This is a genomic window from Bacillus sp. FSL W8-0116 (assembly GCF_038003825.1).
In the GTDB taxonomy this organism is placed as follows: domain Bacteria; phylum Bacillota; class Bacilli; order Bacillales; family DSM-4216; genus Bacillus_O; species Bacillus_O smithii.
Map to the genome: position 1 here is coordinate 3,107,182 of NZ_JBBOPY010000001.1, position 18,290 is coordinate 3,125,471.

Genomic DNA, 18,290 nt, shown 5'->3' on the forward strand with positions numbered 1-18,290 from the left:
TAGAAAAGGTGTGAAAACTATTGAAAAAAAGTACTTTATTGAAGTTAAACGAAAAAGATTTCCTTTTTGAAGAAGTCACAGTAGAAGAACTTATAGCTGGGTATCAAAATGGTGAATATACGGCTCAAGAAGTAGTTCAGTCTTACCTTGATCGAATTCATGAATTGGAACAGTTTTATAATGCCTTTACCTTCATGAATCCTAATGCTCTTGAGGATGCTAAAAATATTGACCGGCTGCGTGAAGAAGGAGCAGAACTTGGACCTCTGGCAGGAATTCCTATTGTCATAAAGGAAGCGGTGGATGTTGCAGGGTTTCCTTCCACGTTTGGCTGGGCTCCTCTTTGTAAGGAATCTGGTGGAATCGAGTTAATGCCGGTGAAAGATGCGCCGGTCGTTGCAAGATTGAAAGAAGCGGGTGCTATCATTCTAGGAAAAACCAATATTCCGGCTTTTAGCTGTGCTTATAATGCAAACAATAGTTGGGACGGGCCCACATATAATGCAGTAAACCGCTCGATTTCACCAGGAGGAAGCAGTAGTGGTACCGCGACTGCCGTTTCAGGAAACTTTGCGGTCCTTGGCGTCGCTGAGGAAACGGCCGGATCCATTCAAGTTCCTGCTGCAGCTCAAGCTTTAGTCGGTATTAAGCCTTCTTTTGGGTTAATACCGAATGTCGGAGTCACTCCCCTAGGAGGAACGACTCGCGATGTGTTAGGACCACACGCTCGTACGGTTCAAGATGCAGCGCTTATGCTAAGCGTGATGGCCGGGTATTCAAAAGAAGATCCAAAAACCATTTCTTCAATTGGAAATATTCCTAAAAACGGATACACTTCTTTTCTTGATAAGAATTTTTTACAAGGTAAACGTTTAGGATTATACGGACCGGGATGGCGTACACAAGAACTTTCAGCGGAAACCCAAAAATTGTATTTGGCGGCCATTGAAGTATTAAAAGCTCAAGGTGCGGAAGTTGTTGAGGATCCTTTTGCAGGAACCGGACTTGCTGAATATGTATCATCTAAAGGTGGTCCGTCGGCTTTAGTAGGTCTTGGGCTGGAAACCTTTTTCTACGACTTGGAAAAATACCTTAAACATTTAAATCCAGAGGATCCTTCTCTTTCGATCAAAACAGTGTTTGATAAAGCAAAAAGTATTCCTTGGACTGAAGATGGCCCGCTTGCTTTAGTTCACGATTATGTGAATGCTGAAACAGCTGAAGCGGATCACAGCATTTTGCCGGATTTGAGTGAATTTTACGAAACAAAAGGGGAATTGCTTAGAATGATTCATCAAGTAATGGAAAACAAAGGTCTTGATGGATTTGTCTATCCACAAATGCCAACAGCCATTCCGTCGATTCAGGAAAATGTTGTGCAATCTACTATCATATCTGAAATCAATATAAGCGGTTTACCGCTGATTACCGTTCCGGCTGGCTATTATGAAAGCGGATCGCCGTTTGCATTGGCCTTCTTTGGCAAAATGTGGAGTGAAGGCGAACTGATTGGAATGGCTTATGCTTACGAACAAGCTACAAAACATCGAAAAGCCCCTGTATTGTATCCGGAATATTAAGTCCTTGTTAACATGAAAAGCACGATAAACGCTTTTTGAACCAGCAGCAGTGAAAAATAATAAAAACTGTAGATGAGCAAATTCGCTAACATAAATTTACAACCAAACAAAAAAGAAGACATGAACCCGATTCCTTGGTTAGAATAGATGTGCCACAACTACTCACAAGGGGGTTCATGTCTCATGAATAGATTAGCACATCACCTAGGAATCCACAAGTTTTTGACGATGTTGGGGTTGGCACTTTATTTCTCAAAACCTGTCATGAAGCATCTCGTTCATATCGTGGATGCGATGATTACAAAGGGCTTTTCGGGAACACTGACCGATCTACATCACGGGAGTTTTCATCCGAACCATCGCACGACACTCAGCCATTTTTTCACGAAAAGCCCATGGGAAGAAGAGACGTTGCTTCGCAAACTCCAGCAGTGGGTGCTTCATCGTGTCGAACGCAGCTCGAAACGAGAGAATCAACCCATTTTTGTTTCGATCGATGATACGATTTGCCAAAAAACGAAGCCCTCGTCACGGGCAACACACGCCATTCAAGGGTGTGATTGGCACTATTCTCACGCAGAGAAAAAGTCGATCTGGGGACATTCTCTCGTTTGGCTCATGGTTCATACGATGACCCAAGCGTTTCCTTTTGCCTTTCGCCTCTACGACAAGACGGCGGGGAAAAGCAAAGGGGAACTCGCGATCGAGATGCTTTCTTCGTTGGATGTGAGTCGACCCGTTTATGTGCTCATGGACTCTTGGTATCCATCGAAAACCCTCGTGGGAGCCTGCTTGAAAAAAGGGTTCCACGTCATCGCGATGCTCAAGACGAATCGGATTCTCTATCCAAAAGGGACGGCCATTCAAGCAAAGGAATTTGCCAAATCTATGGAGCCACGGGATACCCGCCTCGTCACGGTGGGAAAAGAGCGTTATCGGGTGTATCGCTACGAAGGTGCTCTGAACGGTCTCAAGGATGCCGTGGTGCTGCTCGCATGGAAAGCCGATCAGCCGATGACACCGAAACATCTTCATTGCGTCTTGAGCACCGATCGCGAGCTAAGCGATGAAGACATCTTGTGCTACTATGCCGAGCGTTGGTCGATCGAATGTTTTTTCCGTCAAGCGAAAGACCAGCTGAAACTCGATGGATACCGCGTTCGCGGACGTCGGGCGGTGAAACGCTACTGGATCTTGGTGCAGCTTGCTTACGTGTACAGCATGTTCGAGTCGAACAGTGATGTTTCGGATGGGCTCGATCTCCTGCGCAAGAGAAAAGGACATAGCCTCGTGGAGTTCATTTATCGTGCAGCAAAACAAAATATTCCCATTGATGCCGTGAAAAAACAGCTCCACGTGGCATAAGGGGTACCCCGTTTGTCTCTTTTTCGTATGGTAATCATTGTTAATAAAAATGCTCATCTACAGTAAAAAGTTTAAACGGCCTTAAGCCCTATATTTCAGTGGTGTGAGGCCGTTTAATTGTTGTTATATTCTTTCGTGGCTATAAAATCGCATGTATATTTTTCAGCCGTCGTAGATCATCCTTCAAGGTATCGTACCTTTCCCCGTGAATGCGTCCCCAAAAAGATTCCATTGGATTAAATCTATACATCTCCCGACCCAACCCGGGACATGCTGTGTGTCCGATTTGCTTTCTTCGTCTTTCTCTTTCATCCATGCGACGTTGCCCGCATCCACGATCGATATTAAATAAGTGGATGTTCATCAGGAAATCATACAAAAGCTCTTGATCAAGAGTATCCAACATAAATTTATTATTATAGAATGTTTAAGAACATAACCGACAATCGTTCCATCATAAAGATCACGAATGGTACTGAAATGCAATGTTTTCAAACCATCGTTTTGTTTTATCTGAATCGACAAAGGAAAAAAGCAGCAATAATATTTTTTAAAAATAACGAAAATTCTACGAAATATACTCGTAGTGTGATATACTATATTTGGAAAAATAGGAGGAGATATTCCATGTCACCAGGCATGATTAAAATGTGGATATCCTTTCTTGCGATGGGGTTCATGATTCTTTCTGTGTTCGCTATTTATGTCAGCCGATATAAAATGAAATTTAAGTTTCTTCGATTTCTTGTTGCTTTTTTTGCCTACATATTTTTATTTCTTGGCGGCATCATGATGATCTATGTTGTTTTCAGCGGCCCTGTCGGCTAGAAAGAAAAAGAATTTTCATTTATTCGTATCCGCTTTATTAACGTTGGATTTTTGACATAGAAAGGGAGTTTTCGATTGAGGAAGTTGCTCATATCTGTTTTATTGCTCACAACTGTTTTCTTTTTAGATGGATGCATGTTTCCGGATGAAGAGAAAGCAGAGAATAAAGTCCCTTATCAAGAACAAATTCAATCCGTTCAAAAAGCCGTTGAACAGTTTCAAAAACAAAACGGAGGCATCCTTCCCATTCAAACAAAAGATGAGAATGTTCCAATCTATCAAAAATATTTAATTGATTTTAAAAAATTAGTTCCTCAATATTTGCCGGAACCTCCGGGGAATTCGTACGAAAACGGCGGGATCTTTCAATACGTATTGTTGGATGTAGAGAAAAAACCTGTTGTCAAAATCTTTGATTTGCGTATTGCGGAAACCATAAGGGAATTGGAAATACGTATTCAATCTCACGGATATCCACCGTTTAAAAAAGAAATCGCGCCAAATGTCTATACTCTTGATTACAAAAAACTTGGCTATAAAGAAGAACCAATGGTTACGAGCCCCTACTCTCAAAAAAATCTTCCACTCGTCATTACCGGAGACGGAAAGATTTATGTCGATTATCGTATGGACTTGTATGAGGCCTTGAAAAACAACAAACATATATACAAGCCGGGAGAAGATATACGACCGTTATTAACGCAGCATTCATTTTTCGTTCCCGCTTATTCATTGCCCTATACCGTTAATGAAAAAAATGAACCGGTATTTATGAAAAAATAGGTTCTAACCCTTTTCTTTGCAAATATATTGTAGGGAAGAGGGTTTTTTATTGCATTATTAGAAAGTACATCTTATTTTGCAGTCATAACAAAGTGGGACAATGTCATACACATATATAGAAGAAATATATACCAGAATATCATCCCTGGAATGAATGTTGGGAGGGAATCCTTTTGGAAAAAGTAGATCTTTTTAAAGATATTGCAGAAAGAACCGGCGGAGATATCTACTTAGGGGTAGTGGGAGCGGTCCGTACGGGAAAATCAACTTTTATAAAAAAATTCATGGAACTTGTTGTATTGCCGAATATTCAAAGTGAAGCAGACCGGGCTCGTGCTCAAGATGAACTTCCACAGAGTGCGGCAGGGAAAACGATTATGACCACCGAGCCGAAATTTGTTCCGAATCAAGCGGTGAAAGTGAGCGTTGATGAGGGGCTTGAAGTGAATATTCGCTTGGTAGATTGCGTTGGATATACGGTTCCGGGGGCAAAAGGATATGAAGATGAAAACGGACCGAGAATGATCAGCACTCCGTGGTATGAAGAGCCGATTCCTTTCCATGAAGCAGCTGAAATTGGTACAAGAAAAGTCATTCAAGAACATTCAACGATTGGTGTTGTCATTACGACAGATGGAAGTATTGGAGAAATCCCGCGCGCTGATTATATTGAAGCCGAGGAGCGCGTCATCGATGAATTAAAAGAAGTAGGGAAGCCATTTATCATGATTGTCAATTCTGCGAGGCCTTATCATCCGGAAACGGAAGCGCTTCGTTTAGAGCTTAGCGAAAAATATGATATTCCCGTATTGTCCATGTCGGTGGAAAATATGCGGGAAGGCGACGTTTTAAGTGTTTTACGTGAAGCATTATATGAATTTCCTGTGCTTGAGGTGAATGTTAATCTGCCTAGTTGGGTCATGGTATTGAAGGAAGATCATTGGCTTCGGGAAAATTACCAAGAAGCCGTGAAAGAAACGGTGAAAGATATCAAACGGCTTAGAGATGTGGAACGAGTGGTTCAGCAATTTGACGAGCTCGAATTTATTGAAAGAGCCGGTTTGGCAGGAATGGATATGGGGCAAGGGGTTGCGGAAATAGATTTATATGCACCCGATGAATTGTACGATCAAGTATTGAAAGAAATTGTCGGTGTGGAAGTGCGGGGAAAAGATCATCTGTTGGAACTGATGCAAGATTTTGCTCATGCAAAATCGGAATATGATCAAATTGCCGATGCTTTGAAAATGGTGAAACAAACCGGATACGGCATCGCCGCACCGTCTTTAACGGATATGAGTTTAGACGAACCGGAAATTATCAGGCAAGGGTCGCGATTCGGTGTCAGGCTAAAAGCCGTCGCCCCATCCATTCATATGATTAAAGTGGATGTTGAATCGGAATTTGCTCCGATCATTGGAACGGAAAAACAAAGCGAAGAATTGGTCCGGTATTTGATGCAAGACTTTGAAGATGATCCGTTATCCATTTGGAATTCCGATATATTTGGCAGAAGTTTAAGTTCGATTGTTCGAGAAGGCATACAGGCGAAACTATCATTAATGCCGGAAAATGCCCGCTATAAACTGAAAGAGACGCTGGAACGCATCATTAACGAAGGTTCCGGAGGACTTATAGCCATTATACTTTAGGCCTCTTATGTAGGAGGTCTTTTTTTATTTACATTTTGCCCGGTGTATATGCCAATAAAGCGTTTCAACGGTTGAACGAAATGCGCCCGTTATTAAGCAACAAGGCTATGGCCAATCAGGAGACGACAAAATAAGCTAATGTATCAAGTCTTTATGTATGACGATTCTTTCTAATTCTTTCTAATTTAATTTTTTCCCCAATTTGTATTCCAGTATGACTTGACAATAAAAGCGATAAAGAGTATAAAAATGGAAACCGCAAAAAATCAATAGAGTATTGGAAGAAATCCTTTATGTATGATTAAGGAAATATTGACCGAAATAAAAGAATTGTGCTTGATATGGCAATTCTTATGTGATAATCTTTTAACAGAATTGATGTGATAAACATGAATTCTATAGCGTTTCTCCCATAAAGTTTGTTTAGAAACGGAAAAAATGCGTAAAAATGAAAAATAAGCAGAAGTGCATTGTTAATTTTGGGAGGAGGTGATTGGTGTGAATAAAACAGAACTAATCAACGAAGTTGCAGAAGCAGCTGAACTTTCTAAAAAAGATGCGACAAAAGCGGTGGATGCGGTGTTTACTGCTATCCAAAATGCTCTGGCTAGCGGAGATAAAGTTCAACTTATCGGATTTGGAAATTTCGAAGTTCGCGAACGTGCTGCGCGTAAAGGACGCAACCCTCAAACAGGAGAAGAAATTGAAATCGCAGCTAGCAAAGTGCCTGCATTTAAACCTGGTAAAGCATTGAAGGATGCTGTCAAGTGAGTACATAAGTGCCGGGTATAGAAAGAAGACTCGTACTTTCGAGTCTTCTTTTTTTGTGTGCGCCCGGCATGGGTGTAATCTATAGGGCGAAAGTCCCGAGCTGCGAAGGCGGAAGTAACAGTTAGCTTAACGCAAGGGTGTCCGTGGTGACGCGGAATCTGAAGGAAGCTGGAGGCAAAACACCGGTCCGAGGAACACGAACTTCATATGAGGCTAGGTATCACTGGGTGAGTTTGCATAACAAAACAAAGCCCTTTCTGTCGAAGGTCATATCGAGTAAATGAGGCGGATAGATGGTGTGAAAGTGCATGTACTTACCCGGGGAGGTCTGGCGGATATGTGAAGTACTCTTCATAACCTACTTAGTGATAAGTAGCTGAACCGTCAGAAGTCAGCAGAGGTCATAGTATTAGTTGGTCTAGAACAACTAAGAAGGACCGAACAATTAAGAGAGAATAGCCCTTGGTATTCAGTGAGTCATGATGAACACAGAAAACGTAGTACCTCACTTGAGGAAGGAAACGGTGAATCCCGTGGGGGACCTCTTGGAGGGTGGAGTGACCACTGGCATAAGAAGATAAGCTATTCACGGAAGGAAGAATAACAATGCTTTTGAATCAAATCCTGTCACGGGAGAATATGCTTTTAGCTTTACAAAGAGTAGAAAAGAACAAAGGTAGCCATGGAGTAGATATGATGCCCGTACAAAACCTACGTCAGCACATAGTCGAAAACTGGATATCCATTAAAGAAGCAATTCTCAAGGGTACCTATGAACCAATGCCTGTTCGAAGAGTCGAAATCCCGAAACCTGATGGCGGTGTTCGGTTACTAGGTATTCCAACCGTAACAGACCGTTTGATTCAACAAGCAATTGCCCAAGTATTATCGAGGATATATGACCCTATGTTCTCCGAACATAGTTATGGGTTTCGTTCAAATCGAAGTGCTCATGACGCAGTTAGGAAAGCAAAAGGCTATATCAGAGATGGTTATAGATGGGTAGTAGACATGGATTTAGAAAAGTTCTTCGATCGAGTGAATCATGACAGGCTGATGAGTACATTAGCCAAGACTATTAAAGAAAAGCCACTATTGAAGCTAATCCGCAAATATCTACAAGCTGGTGTCATGATTAATGGTGTGGTATCTAGGACAGAAGAAGGGACGCCGCAAGGTGGCCCCCTAAGCCCTTTACTTTCGAATATTGTACTAGATGAACTAGACAAAGAATTAGAGAATGAAAGAACCATGGCTAGTGTCAAACGATTTATTGAGGGAAAACTTCGTCTAAAAGTCAACGAGAAGAAATCTGCGGTTGACCGACCATGGAAACGAAAGTTTCTAGGATTTAGTTTTACACCTTCAAAAGAGCCAAAAGTTCGGATTGCCAAGCAAAGTCTAAAACGAATGAAGAAAAAGGTGCGAGAAATCACGTCAAGAAAAATACCATACCCAATGGAATATTGGATTAAGAAACTTAACCAATATCTACTTGGATGGTATGGATATTTTGCATTAGCAGACACAAAGAGTATCTTTGAAGATTTGGATGGCTGGATTCGACGAAGACTCCGGATGTGTTTATGGAAAAACTGGAAGACCTCAAAGACCAGGATACGCAACCTCATAAAACTAGGAGTTCCTGAATGGAAAGCTTATGAATGGGGGAACAGTCGTAAAGGTTATTGGCGAATCTCAAAAAGTCCCATATTACACAGAAGCCTTGGAAACTCCTATTGGAGTAACCAAGGGCTTAAAAGTCTACAGAAACGTTATGAATTCTTGCGTCATTTATCTTGATTGAACCACCGTATACGGAACCGTACGTACGGTGGTGTGAGAGGACGGGGGTTAATCACCCGTTAAGGCGAAAGAAGTTACACGGTGAAAGACAGTGGCGCTAAAAGCCCGATTGGTCCAACGAACCATCATTGGAAGAAGATGAGAAAATCTCCGATTATGAAAGCGTTGTATCTCATTTTAAGAAGCGGTAGTTCTGCAAAGATAAGCAGTCCTAATAGGAGAAACTGATTTATAAAAAGCCGTTTCTGCAGCGGAAGAGTCTTAAACGAATCGTGGGATGCATAAACCATAAATTTTCGCTGCTTTGAAATATTTTAAAGGGTTTCATTCTCATGGAAACGGACTTTTTGAAAGATAAAACATTTATCGAATAGAAAAAGCTAATCCAAATCCATAAAAGTCTTTTTGGGTGTCTTTCATTCACATTCCGCAAAAAGAATCCCTCCAGATCACAAATTGCTTCTTTGCCCCCTTCCTATTCGTGTGCTATTATGAAGATTAGCATATGCTTGCGAATGAAAATACCTTTAGGAGTGGTTCTATACATGCAAAAAACAGAAGTCAATTTGACACAAATTGAACAAGCTGTGCGCTTGATTTTAGAAGCAATCGGAGAAGATCCCGAACGAGAAGGGTTGATTGATACACCAAAACGGGTGGCAAGAATGTATCAGGAAGTCTTTTCGGGTTTAAGACAAGATCCCGGCGAGTATTTTGAAACCATCTTTAGCGAAGACCATGAGGAGTTAGTCCTTGTTAAAGATATTCCTTTTTACTCGATGTGTGAACATCATCTTGTCCCTTTCTTCGGGAAGGCTCATGTTGCTTACATACCAAAGAACGGAAAAGTAACGGGCTTAAGCAAACTTGCTCGTGCAGTAGAAGCAGTGGCCAAACGTCCGCAGCTTCAAGAAAGAATTACAGATGAAGTCATAGAGGCCATCATGAAAAAATTAGATCCGCATGGAGCGATGGTGGTCGTAGAAGCTGAGCATATGTGTATGACGATGCGAGGAGTCAAGAAACCAGGATCTAAAACGGTTACGACTGCTGTTCGAGGGATTTTCGAACAAGATGCTCAAGCACGTGCTGAAGTATTGGCTCTTATCAAATAAACTTTTCACCATGAAGGAAGCGAGAGTGGAATGGTCAATCAAAGTGATTATGTGGTCATCAAAGCGTTGGAAAACGGAGTAAACGTCATCGGCTTAACAAGAGGGACCGATACTCGTTTTCACCATTCGGAAAAATTAGATGCAGGCGAAGTAATGATCGCGCAATTTACAGAACACACGTCCGCTATCAAAGTACGGGGGCGTGCGGAAATATGGACGAATGTTGGCCAGTTAAAAAGCGGGGACGATGAATAAAAGATGAAATAGAAAGAAGAGCAAGCTGTTTTTCATTTTAAAAGAAAAACAGCGTGTTTTCTTTCATCCAACCGCTGTTCGTAATTAAAAGGCGAGTATGATATAATATTGGTTGTTTTAAAAACTGCGCGTACATATGGGTGAATAGGATACATACTTTTATTTTTATGGGATTAAGGGGAATGCTTATGTACACTTGGTTGAAGAAAATGGCGGATATTAAAGAAGAAATTCAGCAAAAGCTGTCATATCCTTACTTGAGTCGGCATTTGGATGATCCGCATATTGATGAAGATCGGCTCTTATTTTTGTTATTGCCATTTCAAGAAGAATCGTTGAAAGAAAACGTGAAACATTATATTACAACAGCTATGCTGATTCAAATTGCCCTTGATACCCATGAAAAGGTTTCTGTGTCTAATGAAGAACCAGCGATGAAACGTCAAATCAAAGTGTTGGCAGGCGATTATTTCAGCGGGCTGTATTATCAAATTTTGGCCGATGTTCAAAATGTATCCATGATCCGAATATTTGCCAATTCCATTAAGCAAATCAATGAGCAGAAAATCGCTGTTTATCAACATGAGAATCAATCGACGGACGAAATTATAAACAGCATCAAGTTGATAGAATCAGGTGTTGCTCAAGGATTTTACTCTTATTTTCAATACGGCGCTTATTCTTCTTTCATATCTGAAATTTTATTACTCAAAAGGCTTCTGCAGGAACGGAACTTATTTTTAAAACAAAAACCGGCTTTGCTTTTTGATGCTTTGAAATCCATTCAATTTCCGACAGCTCAAGGCTCTTTGTACAGTTTGGCCGGAAGTGATCTTCGCTCCTTGCTTCACATTAGCGATCGATACATTCAAAGGACAAAACAAAAAATCGAGAAAACTCTCAACACTTGGGAGCATCGGGATCCATTGCTGATTGAAAAAGTTCGAACGTTGTTAGAAACGGAGCCGTATTCAATCAAAATACTTGCGGAAGAAGGGTAGCGAATGCATCAACCATCATCAAAAGAAGAACGTGTTCTAAATGTGTTTGAAAAAATTTATTCGAATTACGATAAAATGAATTCACTGATTAGCTTTAAGCAACATACGCGGTGGCGAAAAGATACAATGAAGCGAATGAATGTGCAGAAAGGAAAAATCGCTCTCGATGTATGCTGCGGAACGGCCGATTGGACGATAGCGTTGGCGGAAGCGGTCGGTGAAGAAGGAAAAGTGTATGGACTCGATTTCAGCAAAAATATGCTGAAAATCGGCGAACAAAAGATAAAAGAAAAAAACCTTTCCCAAGTGACGCTTCTACACGGCAATGCTATGGAGCTTCCTTTTGAAGATAATACGTTTGATTATGTCACGATCGGATTTGGGTTAAGGAATGTTCCTGATTATTTGCGCGTTTTGGAGGAGATGCACAGGGTATTGAAGCCGGGCGGGATGGCAGTCTGTCTGGATACTTCGCAGCCGACTTTATGGGGATATCGGCAGCTTTATTATTTTTATTTTCGGTTCATCATGCCTTTGTTCGGAAAAATCTTTGCCAAAAGTTATGATGAGTATTCGTGGCTTCAAGAATCCGCCCGCGAATTTCCAGGTATGAAAGAACTGGCAAAGCTTTTTGAAAAGGCAGGATTTATTAACGTCGCTTATAAACCTTATAATGGCGGTGTGGCTGCAAGCCATTTTGGATATAAACAAACGTAAGCTATATAAATTGAAATAAAGGTTTTCTCCCGTTCCACGGCGAATAAATACAAAGAGAAAATAGGGGAACGGAGAGAAAATATGATGCCAAATCACAAAGACGAGATCGAAAAGTTGTCCACTGCCATGAAAGAAGCAAAAAGTAAACGAGCATATGAACGCTACCAAGCGATTTATCTTCATTTGCAGGGATATACCAAAGGAGAAATCGCAACGATTATTGGTCGATCCAAGAAAACTATTTATAACTATATTCATGCCTACGCCCAGCGCGGTCTTGATGGACTGGAGATGAAATACTCACCTGGCGCCCCACGTCGATTGACCCCTGAGCAGGAAAAAGAGCTGGCTTTGATCATTGAACATCAGCTCCCCGTAGATGTGGGATTCGAAGCAAAATATAATTGGACGCTTGCGATAATCGCTGAACTCATTCAACAAAAGTGGGGGCCAACATACACGCTTCGCGGAACAAGTGACATTCTGCATCGGTTAGGGCTAAGCTATACGAAACCGACCTATACACTAGCCAATGCCGATGAAGAGAAACAAAAAGAATTCGTCGAAATCACCTTCCCTGAAGTAAAAAAAAACTGGTAGATGGGAACATCGCCCATGTCCTCTTTCAAGATGAGTCGATGATTCGTGATTACCAAGCGATTCAAAAAACATGGTTTGTCAAAGGAAAACAACGAATCATTCCGACGTTTGGAAAACATCAAGGGCTGAAGCTGATTGGCACGTTGAACTACGAAACAGGGGAAGTGTTTTGCATCGAAGAAGAATGCTATGACGCGGAAACATTTCTTCGATTTCTTCAACTTGTGTTAGAACGCTATCCCACAGGCAAAATAGTGATGATTTTAGATAACGCTCGAATTCACCATGCCAAACTCATTCAGCCATTTTTAAAAGAACACGAAGATCGGTTAGAGCTCGTCTTTTTGCCACCATACAGTCCGCAATTGAACTTGATTGAAGGGCTATGGAAATGGCTGAAATCAGACGTGATTTACAACGTGTTCTATTCGAGTGTGCAAGAAATTAGAAAGAATGTCCAAGCCTTTATTCAGCGAATCAACCAGAAACCAGAACAAACGATCGATCGTTTGTGTGTTCAGTTGTAAATCTTTAATTCAACTTATATAGGTGGATAAAAATATGAAATTTCAATCGTTATATTCGTTTTTAAAAACGGATATTGATTTAATTGAAAGGGAACTGGAGCAGGCCATTTATTCCCGGTCCCCCATCATTTATAACTCCTCTTTAAAACTGTTGCAGGCTGGCGGAAAACGGATTCGCCCCATCTTTGTCTTGCTGGCCGCTCATTTTGGAAATTACGATATTGGAAAAATCAAAAATTTGGCTGTAGCTCTTGAGCTTATACATATGGCTTCTCTCGTTCACGATGATGTCATAGATGATTCCGATATAAGGAGAGGAAAGCCGACTGTAAAAGCTCAATGGGACAACCGAGTGGCGATGTATACAGGTGACTATCTTTTCGCTCGCTCGTTGGAATATATGACTAAGCTTGAAAATGTGGAAGTTCATAAGGTCTTGTCCGATACGATCATCGAAGTATGTATCGGCGAAATGGTACAAATGAAAGACAAGTATCGATTTGATCAAAATCTAAGGGATTACCTTCGTCGAATTAAAAGAAAAACGGCGTTGCTGATCGCGGCAAGCTGCCAGCTCGGAGCCGTTGCGTCCGGCGCCCCGCCCCATATTTGCAAAAAATTGTACCATTTCGGCTATAATGTCGGGATGTCTTATCAAATCATTGACGATATATTGGACTTCACGGGAACGGAAAAACAGTTGGGGAAACCTGCTGGAGGCGATCTTCTTCAAGGAAATGTCACCCTCCCTGTTTTATATGCCATGGAGAAGCCCGGACTGCGGGAAGCGATCTATACGGTCAATGAAAAAACATCCCAAAAAGATATCAAAAGGATCATCGAACAAATCAAGCAAAGTGATGCCATTCAGCGTTCCAACAATTTAAGCCAAAGATACTTGGATCGAGCAATCGCCATCTTGGATGATCTTCCCGACAATAAAGCAAAAAAGTCTTTGAAAGAAATCGCCAAGTATATCGGTAAAAGAAAATATTAGAAAAAGACATGGAAACGTTGTCAAATATTTGCGCGAATGATACTATTTTCTTGGGTTGTCTTTTGTGACAACAATAGTGATACATAATAGGAGTTGGGAAAATGGAAAGAACATTTTTAATGATCAAACCGGATGGAGTCCAAAGAAATTTGATTGGTGAGATTGTGTCCCGTTTTGAAAAAAAAGGATTTCAACTTGTGGGCGCTAAATTGATGACAGTCACGAAAGAGTTGGCGGAAAAACACTATCAAGAACATAAAGAACGCCCTTTTTTCGGTGAATTAGTGGAATTCATTACGTCCGGACCTGTATTTGCGATGGTTTGGGAAGGAGAAAATGTCATTGCGACAGCTCGTCAAATGATGGGAACGACCAATCCGAAAGACGCTGCTCCGGGAACCATCAGAGGAGATTTTGGACTGACTGTAAGCAAAAACGTCATTCATGGATCTGATTCTCCGGAAAGTGCAGAGCGTGAAATTGGTATTTTCTTCAAAGAAGAAGAACTCGTTGAATATTCAAAATTGATCAACCAATGGATTTATTAAGATAAAAATTTTTTCTTAAGGAAAGGGTTGCCGTGATGGCAGCTCTTTTTTGATTGTTGGGAGGAATCATTTCATTTTGACTGAGTTTATGTTGTGTGAATTTCTGCTCTTTCTTGATGTCAAATTTATGATTGATTTCGTTAAATAGGAAATCGAAGCATTTTTTGCCTTCAACTGATTGCCTCCATTCGTTATAATAAAGTACAAACGAAAACTTCAATCCGTGGGAGACGGATAATGAGTGGAACCAGTTCGGGCGTAGAGAGAGTTTCAACCTTGAGGATTTCTGCCCGTATTGGCGGCTATTAAGTCTCTATTTTAAGAGGAAATGTGTGTAATTAGATGGAGAGGAAAAAGTCATGCCGGATGATTATCAAGCATTTATTGTTTCGATTAAGAAAAAAACAGGAATCGATCTTTCGTTGTATAAAGAAGCGCAAATGAAGAGAAGATTGACTTCCTTGTATCAAAAAAGGGGCTTTCGCTCTTTTCAAGAGTTTTTTCAAGCGATGAATACCAATTCCGAACTATTGAACGAATGTTTGGATCGAATGACGATTAACGTGTCGGAATTTTACCGCAACAGAAAACGATGGGAAGTTCTTGAGAAAAAGATTTTTCCAAGGATGCTGGCAGCAAACAAGCAGTTGAAAATTTGGAGTGCTGCTTGCTCGACTGGCGAAGAGCCATACACGATTGCCATGATATTGTCCCAGTTTCTCCCCTTATCGCAAATAAGGGTTCTTGCTACGGATATAGACGAAAAGGCGATTCAAAAAGCAAAAATGGGAGTATACCCGGAACGTTCTTTGGAAGAAGTTCCTTCGGAAATGAAAACAAAATACTTCACAAAAGAAGGAGATTTTTATCGCCTATCCGATGAGATAAAGCGTACGGTCCAATTTCGGAAAGAAAACTTGTTTTCAGATCCATTCGAGAAAAATTATGATTTGATCGTCTGCCGTAATGTGCTTATTTATTTTACAGAAGAAGCGAAAGATCTTTTGTATAAAAAATTTAACGCCGCATTGAAAAAAGGGGGAGTCCTATTTGTAGGGAGTACAGAACAAATTTTTAATTCGGAAGCCTATGGCTTTGAACCGGAGGAACCTTTTTTTTATCGGAAATTATAAATGTTAGACTGTTAGTCGTAAAACGATCACGGGTCCGTAAAGGTATTGCATTTTGAAGAATAAAGAAAAAAGCTTTCATAAGGCAAATATGTGGGGGCTGAAAGGCCCTCCGCTGTTTTTGGGCTGGTTTAGCTTTTTTTCGGCAAAGAGGGACGGAAATTTTTTTCAAATAAAATCAATAATAGACGGAACTATTTGAAAACAAATGATATTATGAATAATAGGCAAATAAGAAAAAGTCTTGGAAATTCATTTTTTCTATGCCAAGTCATGCGGAATATGATATATTGTTATAAACGCTTTAACGAGTTGAAGGGAGAAAGTGACATGAGATATTTAACAGCAGGAGAATCACATGGCCCTCAGCTAACTGCTATTATCGAGGGCCTTCCCGCAGGAATGCCTTTAACTGCGGAAGACATCAATATTGAATTAAGCCGTCGTCAAAAGGGCTATGGGCGAGGACGGCGAATGCAAATTGAAAAAGACCAGGTTCAGATCAAAGGCGGTGTTCGCCACGGACTGACATTAGGCTCACCTGTCGCTCTCGTTGTCGAGAACAAGGATTGGAAGCATTGGACCAACATTATGGGCATTGAAGCCCCGGAGCAACCGGAAGAAACAAAAAGAAAGGTTACGAGGCCACGTCCCGGTCATGCGGATTTAAATGGGGGAATCAAATACGGACATCGTGATATGCGAAATGTTCTTGAACGTTCGTCTGCGAGAGAAACGACCGTGCGAGTAGCAGCCGGTGCGGTTGCCAAAAAACTATTAAAACTGCTTGGAGTCGAAATCGCTTCTCACGTAGTGGAAATAGGGGGGGTAAAGGCGAAAAACCTCCGCTACAAATCGATAAAAGAACTGCAAGAAGTCACTGAACAATCTCCGGTTCGTTGTTTTGACAGCGAAGCGGAAAAGGAAATGATGAAAGCGATCGACCAAGCAAAAGAAAAAGGAGATTCGATCGGCGGCATAGTGGAAGTAGTCGCTGAAGGAATGCCGGCAGGAGTCGGCAGCTATGTCCATTATGACCGAAAGCTAGATGCAAAAATCGCGGCGGCGATCGTCAGCATCAATGCTTTCAAAGGCGTAGAATTCGGGATCGGCTTTGAAGCGGCCGGAAAGTTTGGCAGCGAAGTGCACGACGAAATCATTTGGGATGAAGAAAGAGGGTTTTCGCGGAAAACGAACCGTCTTGGCGGATTTGAAGGGGGAATGACAACCGGAATGCCGATAGTCGTCCGAGGAGTCATGAAGCCTATTCCAACACTTTATAAACCGCTTCAAAGTGTAGATATCGACACTAAAGAACCGTTTTCCGCCAGCATTGAGCGTTCCGACAGCTGTGCCGTCCCTGCTGCCAGCGTGGTCGCAGAAGCGGTTGTTGCTTGGGAATTAGCAGCAGCGATCGTTGATCAATTTTACAGCGACCGTATGGATGCGTTAATTCGAAACGTCGATGAACAAAGAAAGTATGCAAGGGAGTTTTAATATGGAAAAGATGGAGGTCCATACACGAAATAAAACCTACCCGATTTGGGTGGGAGAAAATGCGCTGGAAATGATTCCGGAAATTTTTAAGGAAAAGCTGTCAGATGCCACGAAAATCCTGGTGATCGCCGATAAGCATGTTTCTCATCTATATAAGGAAAAGCTAAAAAAACATCTGCCGACCCATGTCCCGTATGCATGGAAAGAAGTGCCTCAAGGGGAAGCGGCTAAATCAATGGCTGTTTTTGAATCGTGTATAACGGAAGCGCTCGAACAAAATTTGGATCGAAAATCATGTATTATCGCTTTTGGGGGAGGAGCCGCGGGAGATCTGGCCGGATATGTGTCGGCTTCCTATATGAGAGGAATCCGTTTTTTACAAGTTCCAACCACCATTCTAGCCCATGACAGTGCTGTAGGAGGAAAAGTGGCCATCAACCATCCCCTTGGAAAAAATATGATCGGGCACTTCCATCAGCCGGAAGCGGTTATTTTTGATACGAATTTTATCAATAGTTTACCAGAAAAAGAGGTTCGTTCCGGATTCGCAGAAGTGATCAAACATGCGCTGATAAAAGATAAAACATTTTTACATCAGCTAACCAGTACGCTCGTGTCCTTTGAAAAGATGGACTCTGATTTTCTGGAAATGTGCTTATGCAAAGGCATCAGCATTAAAGCGGACATTGTTTCAGAAGATGAAACGGAACAAGGAATACGGGCATTTTTAAATTTTGGGCATACATACGGCCATGCATTGGAAGCGACTATTGGCTACGGAAGAATAACTCATGGCGAAGCGGTTATGATTGGAATCGTATATGCATTGTATTTAAGCAAGAAAAAATACTCGCTCGACTTGGATTTGTCGTCTTTTGTTGATTGGATCAAACGACTGGGATATTCCTTGGATGTACCAGAAACGATCTCATTTGATCAGCTTTTCGCCGCCATGAAGCGAGATAAGAAAACGATTGGCAGCTCCATTCGGTTTGTGCTTCTCGAAGAAATCGGAAAGCCTGTCATTGTGGAGATGAATCAAGAAGACTTAAAAGAAGCGGATCAGTTTATTCGATCTTTCTCTAAACTTTGAACCAATCGTTATGAAGACCTTGTCC

17 protein-coding genes are annotated in these 18,290 nt (G+C 41.4%); all 17 read left to right on the plus strand.

What is annotated here, in order from left to right:
- Window positions 1–20: 20 nt before the first annotated feature.
- The 17 genes from N1I86_RS14860 to aroB all read left to right on the plus strand — a co-directional run bounded on the left by N1I86_RS14860 (window position 21) and on the right by aroB (window position 18,265).
- Window positions 21–1,580: an amidase gene (locus tag N1I86_RS14860; RefSeq protein WP_341096968.1), complete on the plus strand. Its 1,560-nt coding sequence runs from the start codon at window positions 21–23 to the stop codon at window positions 1,578–1,580.
- A 183-nt stretch (window positions 1,581–1,763) separates the two neighbouring features.
- Complete coding sequence (locus tag N1I86_RS14865; RefSeq protein WP_003353085.1) at window positions 1,764–2,945, plus strand: IS701 family transposase; 1,182 nt, start codon at window positions 1,764–1,766, stop codon at window positions 2,943–2,945.
- A gap of 627 nt (window positions 2,946–3,572) precedes the next feature.
- Complete coding sequence (locus N1I86_RS14870) at window positions 3,573–3,773, plus strand: DUF2768 domain-containing protein (protein ID WP_003355153.1); 201 nt, start codon at window positions 3,573–3,575, stop codon at window positions 3,771–3,773.
- A gap of 75 nt (window positions 3,774–3,848) precedes the next feature.
- Entirely contained in the window at window positions 3,849–4,556 is a 708-nt protein-coding gene (locus N1I86_RS14875; protein ID WP_003355152.1) for a hypothetical protein, read from the plus strand.
- 173 nt (window positions 4,557–4,729) lie between these two features.
- Complete coding sequence (spoIVA, locus tag N1I86_RS14880; RefSeq protein WP_003355151.1) at window positions 4,730–6,208, plus strand: stage IV sporulation protein A; 1,479 nt, start codon at window positions 4,730–4,732, stop codon at window positions 6,206–6,208.
- Between the two features lie 498 nt (window positions 6,209–6,706).
- Entirely contained in the window at window positions 6,707–6,979 is a 273-nt protein-coding gene (locus N1I86_RS14885) for an HU family DNA-binding protein (protein WP_003355150.1), read from the plus strand.
- Between the two features lie 606 nt (window positions 6,980–7,585).
- Window positions 7,586–8,782 (plus strand): group II intron reverse transcriptase/maturase, encoded by a 1,197-nt coding sequence (locus tag N1I86_RS14890; RefSeq protein WP_341096970.1) that lies wholly within the window; start codon window positions 7,586–7,588, stop codon window positions 8,780–8,782.
- A 548-nt stretch (window positions 8,783–9,330) separates the two neighbouring features.
- A complete protein-coding gene (gene folE, locus N1I86_RS14895) occupies window positions 9,331–9,900 on the plus strand; it encodes a GTP cyclohydrolase I FolE (RefSeq protein ID WP_003355148.1) in 570 nt (189 codons plus the stop codon).
- A gap of 30 nt (window positions 9,901–9,930) precedes the next feature.
- Complete coding sequence (mtrB, locus tag N1I86_RS14900; RefSeq protein WP_003355147.1) at window positions 9,931–10,155, plus strand: trp RNA-binding attenuation protein MtrB; 225 nt, start codon at window positions 9,931–9,933, stop codon at window positions 10,153–10,155.
- A gap of 188 nt (window positions 10,156–10,343) precedes the next feature.
- Window positions 10,344–11,156: a heptaprenyl diphosphate synthase component 1 gene (locus N1I86_RS14905; protein WP_270584608.1), complete on the plus strand. Its 813-nt coding sequence runs from the start codon at window positions 10,344–10,346 to the stop codon at window positions 11,154–11,156.
- A 3-nt stretch (window positions 11,157–11,159) separates the two neighbouring features.
- Window positions 11,160–11,873: a demethylmenaquinone methyltransferase gene (menG, locus tag N1I86_RS14910; protein WP_270584609.1), complete on the plus strand. Its 714-nt coding sequence runs from the start codon at window positions 11,160–11,162 to the stop codon at window positions 11,871–11,873.
- Between the two features lie 81 nt (window positions 11,874–11,954).
- Window positions 11,955–13,000 (plus strand): IS630-like element ISBs2 family transposase gene (locus tag N1I86_RS14915; RefSeq protein WP_076611651.1). Its coding sequence is split into 2 segments (ribosomal slippage): window positions 11,955–12,458 and window positions 12,461–13,000, totalling 1,044 coding nucleotides; the frame shifts between segments, so codons are not numbered across the junction.
- A gap of 34 nt (window positions 13,001–13,034) precedes the next feature.
- On the plus strand, window positions 13,035–13,997 hold the full coding sequence (gene hepT, locus N1I86_RS14920) for a heptaprenyl diphosphate synthase component II (protein WP_048623569.1): 963 nt from the start codon (window positions 13,035–13,037) through the stop codon (window positions 13,995–13,997).
- Window positions 13,998–14,098: 101 nt separating this feature from the next.
- Window positions 14,099–14,545, plus strand: coding sequence for a nucleoside-diphosphate kinase (gene ndk / locus N1I86_RS14925; protein ID WP_048623568.1), 447 nt, complete (start codon window positions 14,099–14,101; stop codon window positions 14,543–14,545).
- Between the two features lie 359 nt (window positions 14,546–14,904).
- Window positions 14,905–15,678 carry a CheR family methyltransferase gene (locus N1I86_RS14930; RefSeq protein WP_341096973.1) on the plus strand — a complete coding sequence of 258 codons (774 nt, stop codon included), beginning with the start codon at window positions 14,905–14,907 and terminating at the stop codon, window positions 15,676–15,678.
- A 327-nt stretch (window positions 15,679–16,005) separates the two neighbouring features.
- A complete protein-coding gene (aroC, locus tag N1I86_RS14935) occupies window positions 16,006–17,172 on the plus strand; it encodes a chorismate synthase (protein ID WP_003355140.1) in 1,167 nt (388 codons plus the stop codon).
- 1 nt (window position 17,173) lies between these two features.
- Complete coding sequence (gene aroB / locus N1I86_RS14940; RefSeq protein WP_270584191.1) at window positions 17,174–18,265, plus strand: 3-dehydroquinate synthase; 1,092 nt, start codon at window positions 17,174–17,176, stop codon at window positions 18,263–18,265.
- Window positions 18,266–18,290 lie beyond the last annotated feature (25 nt).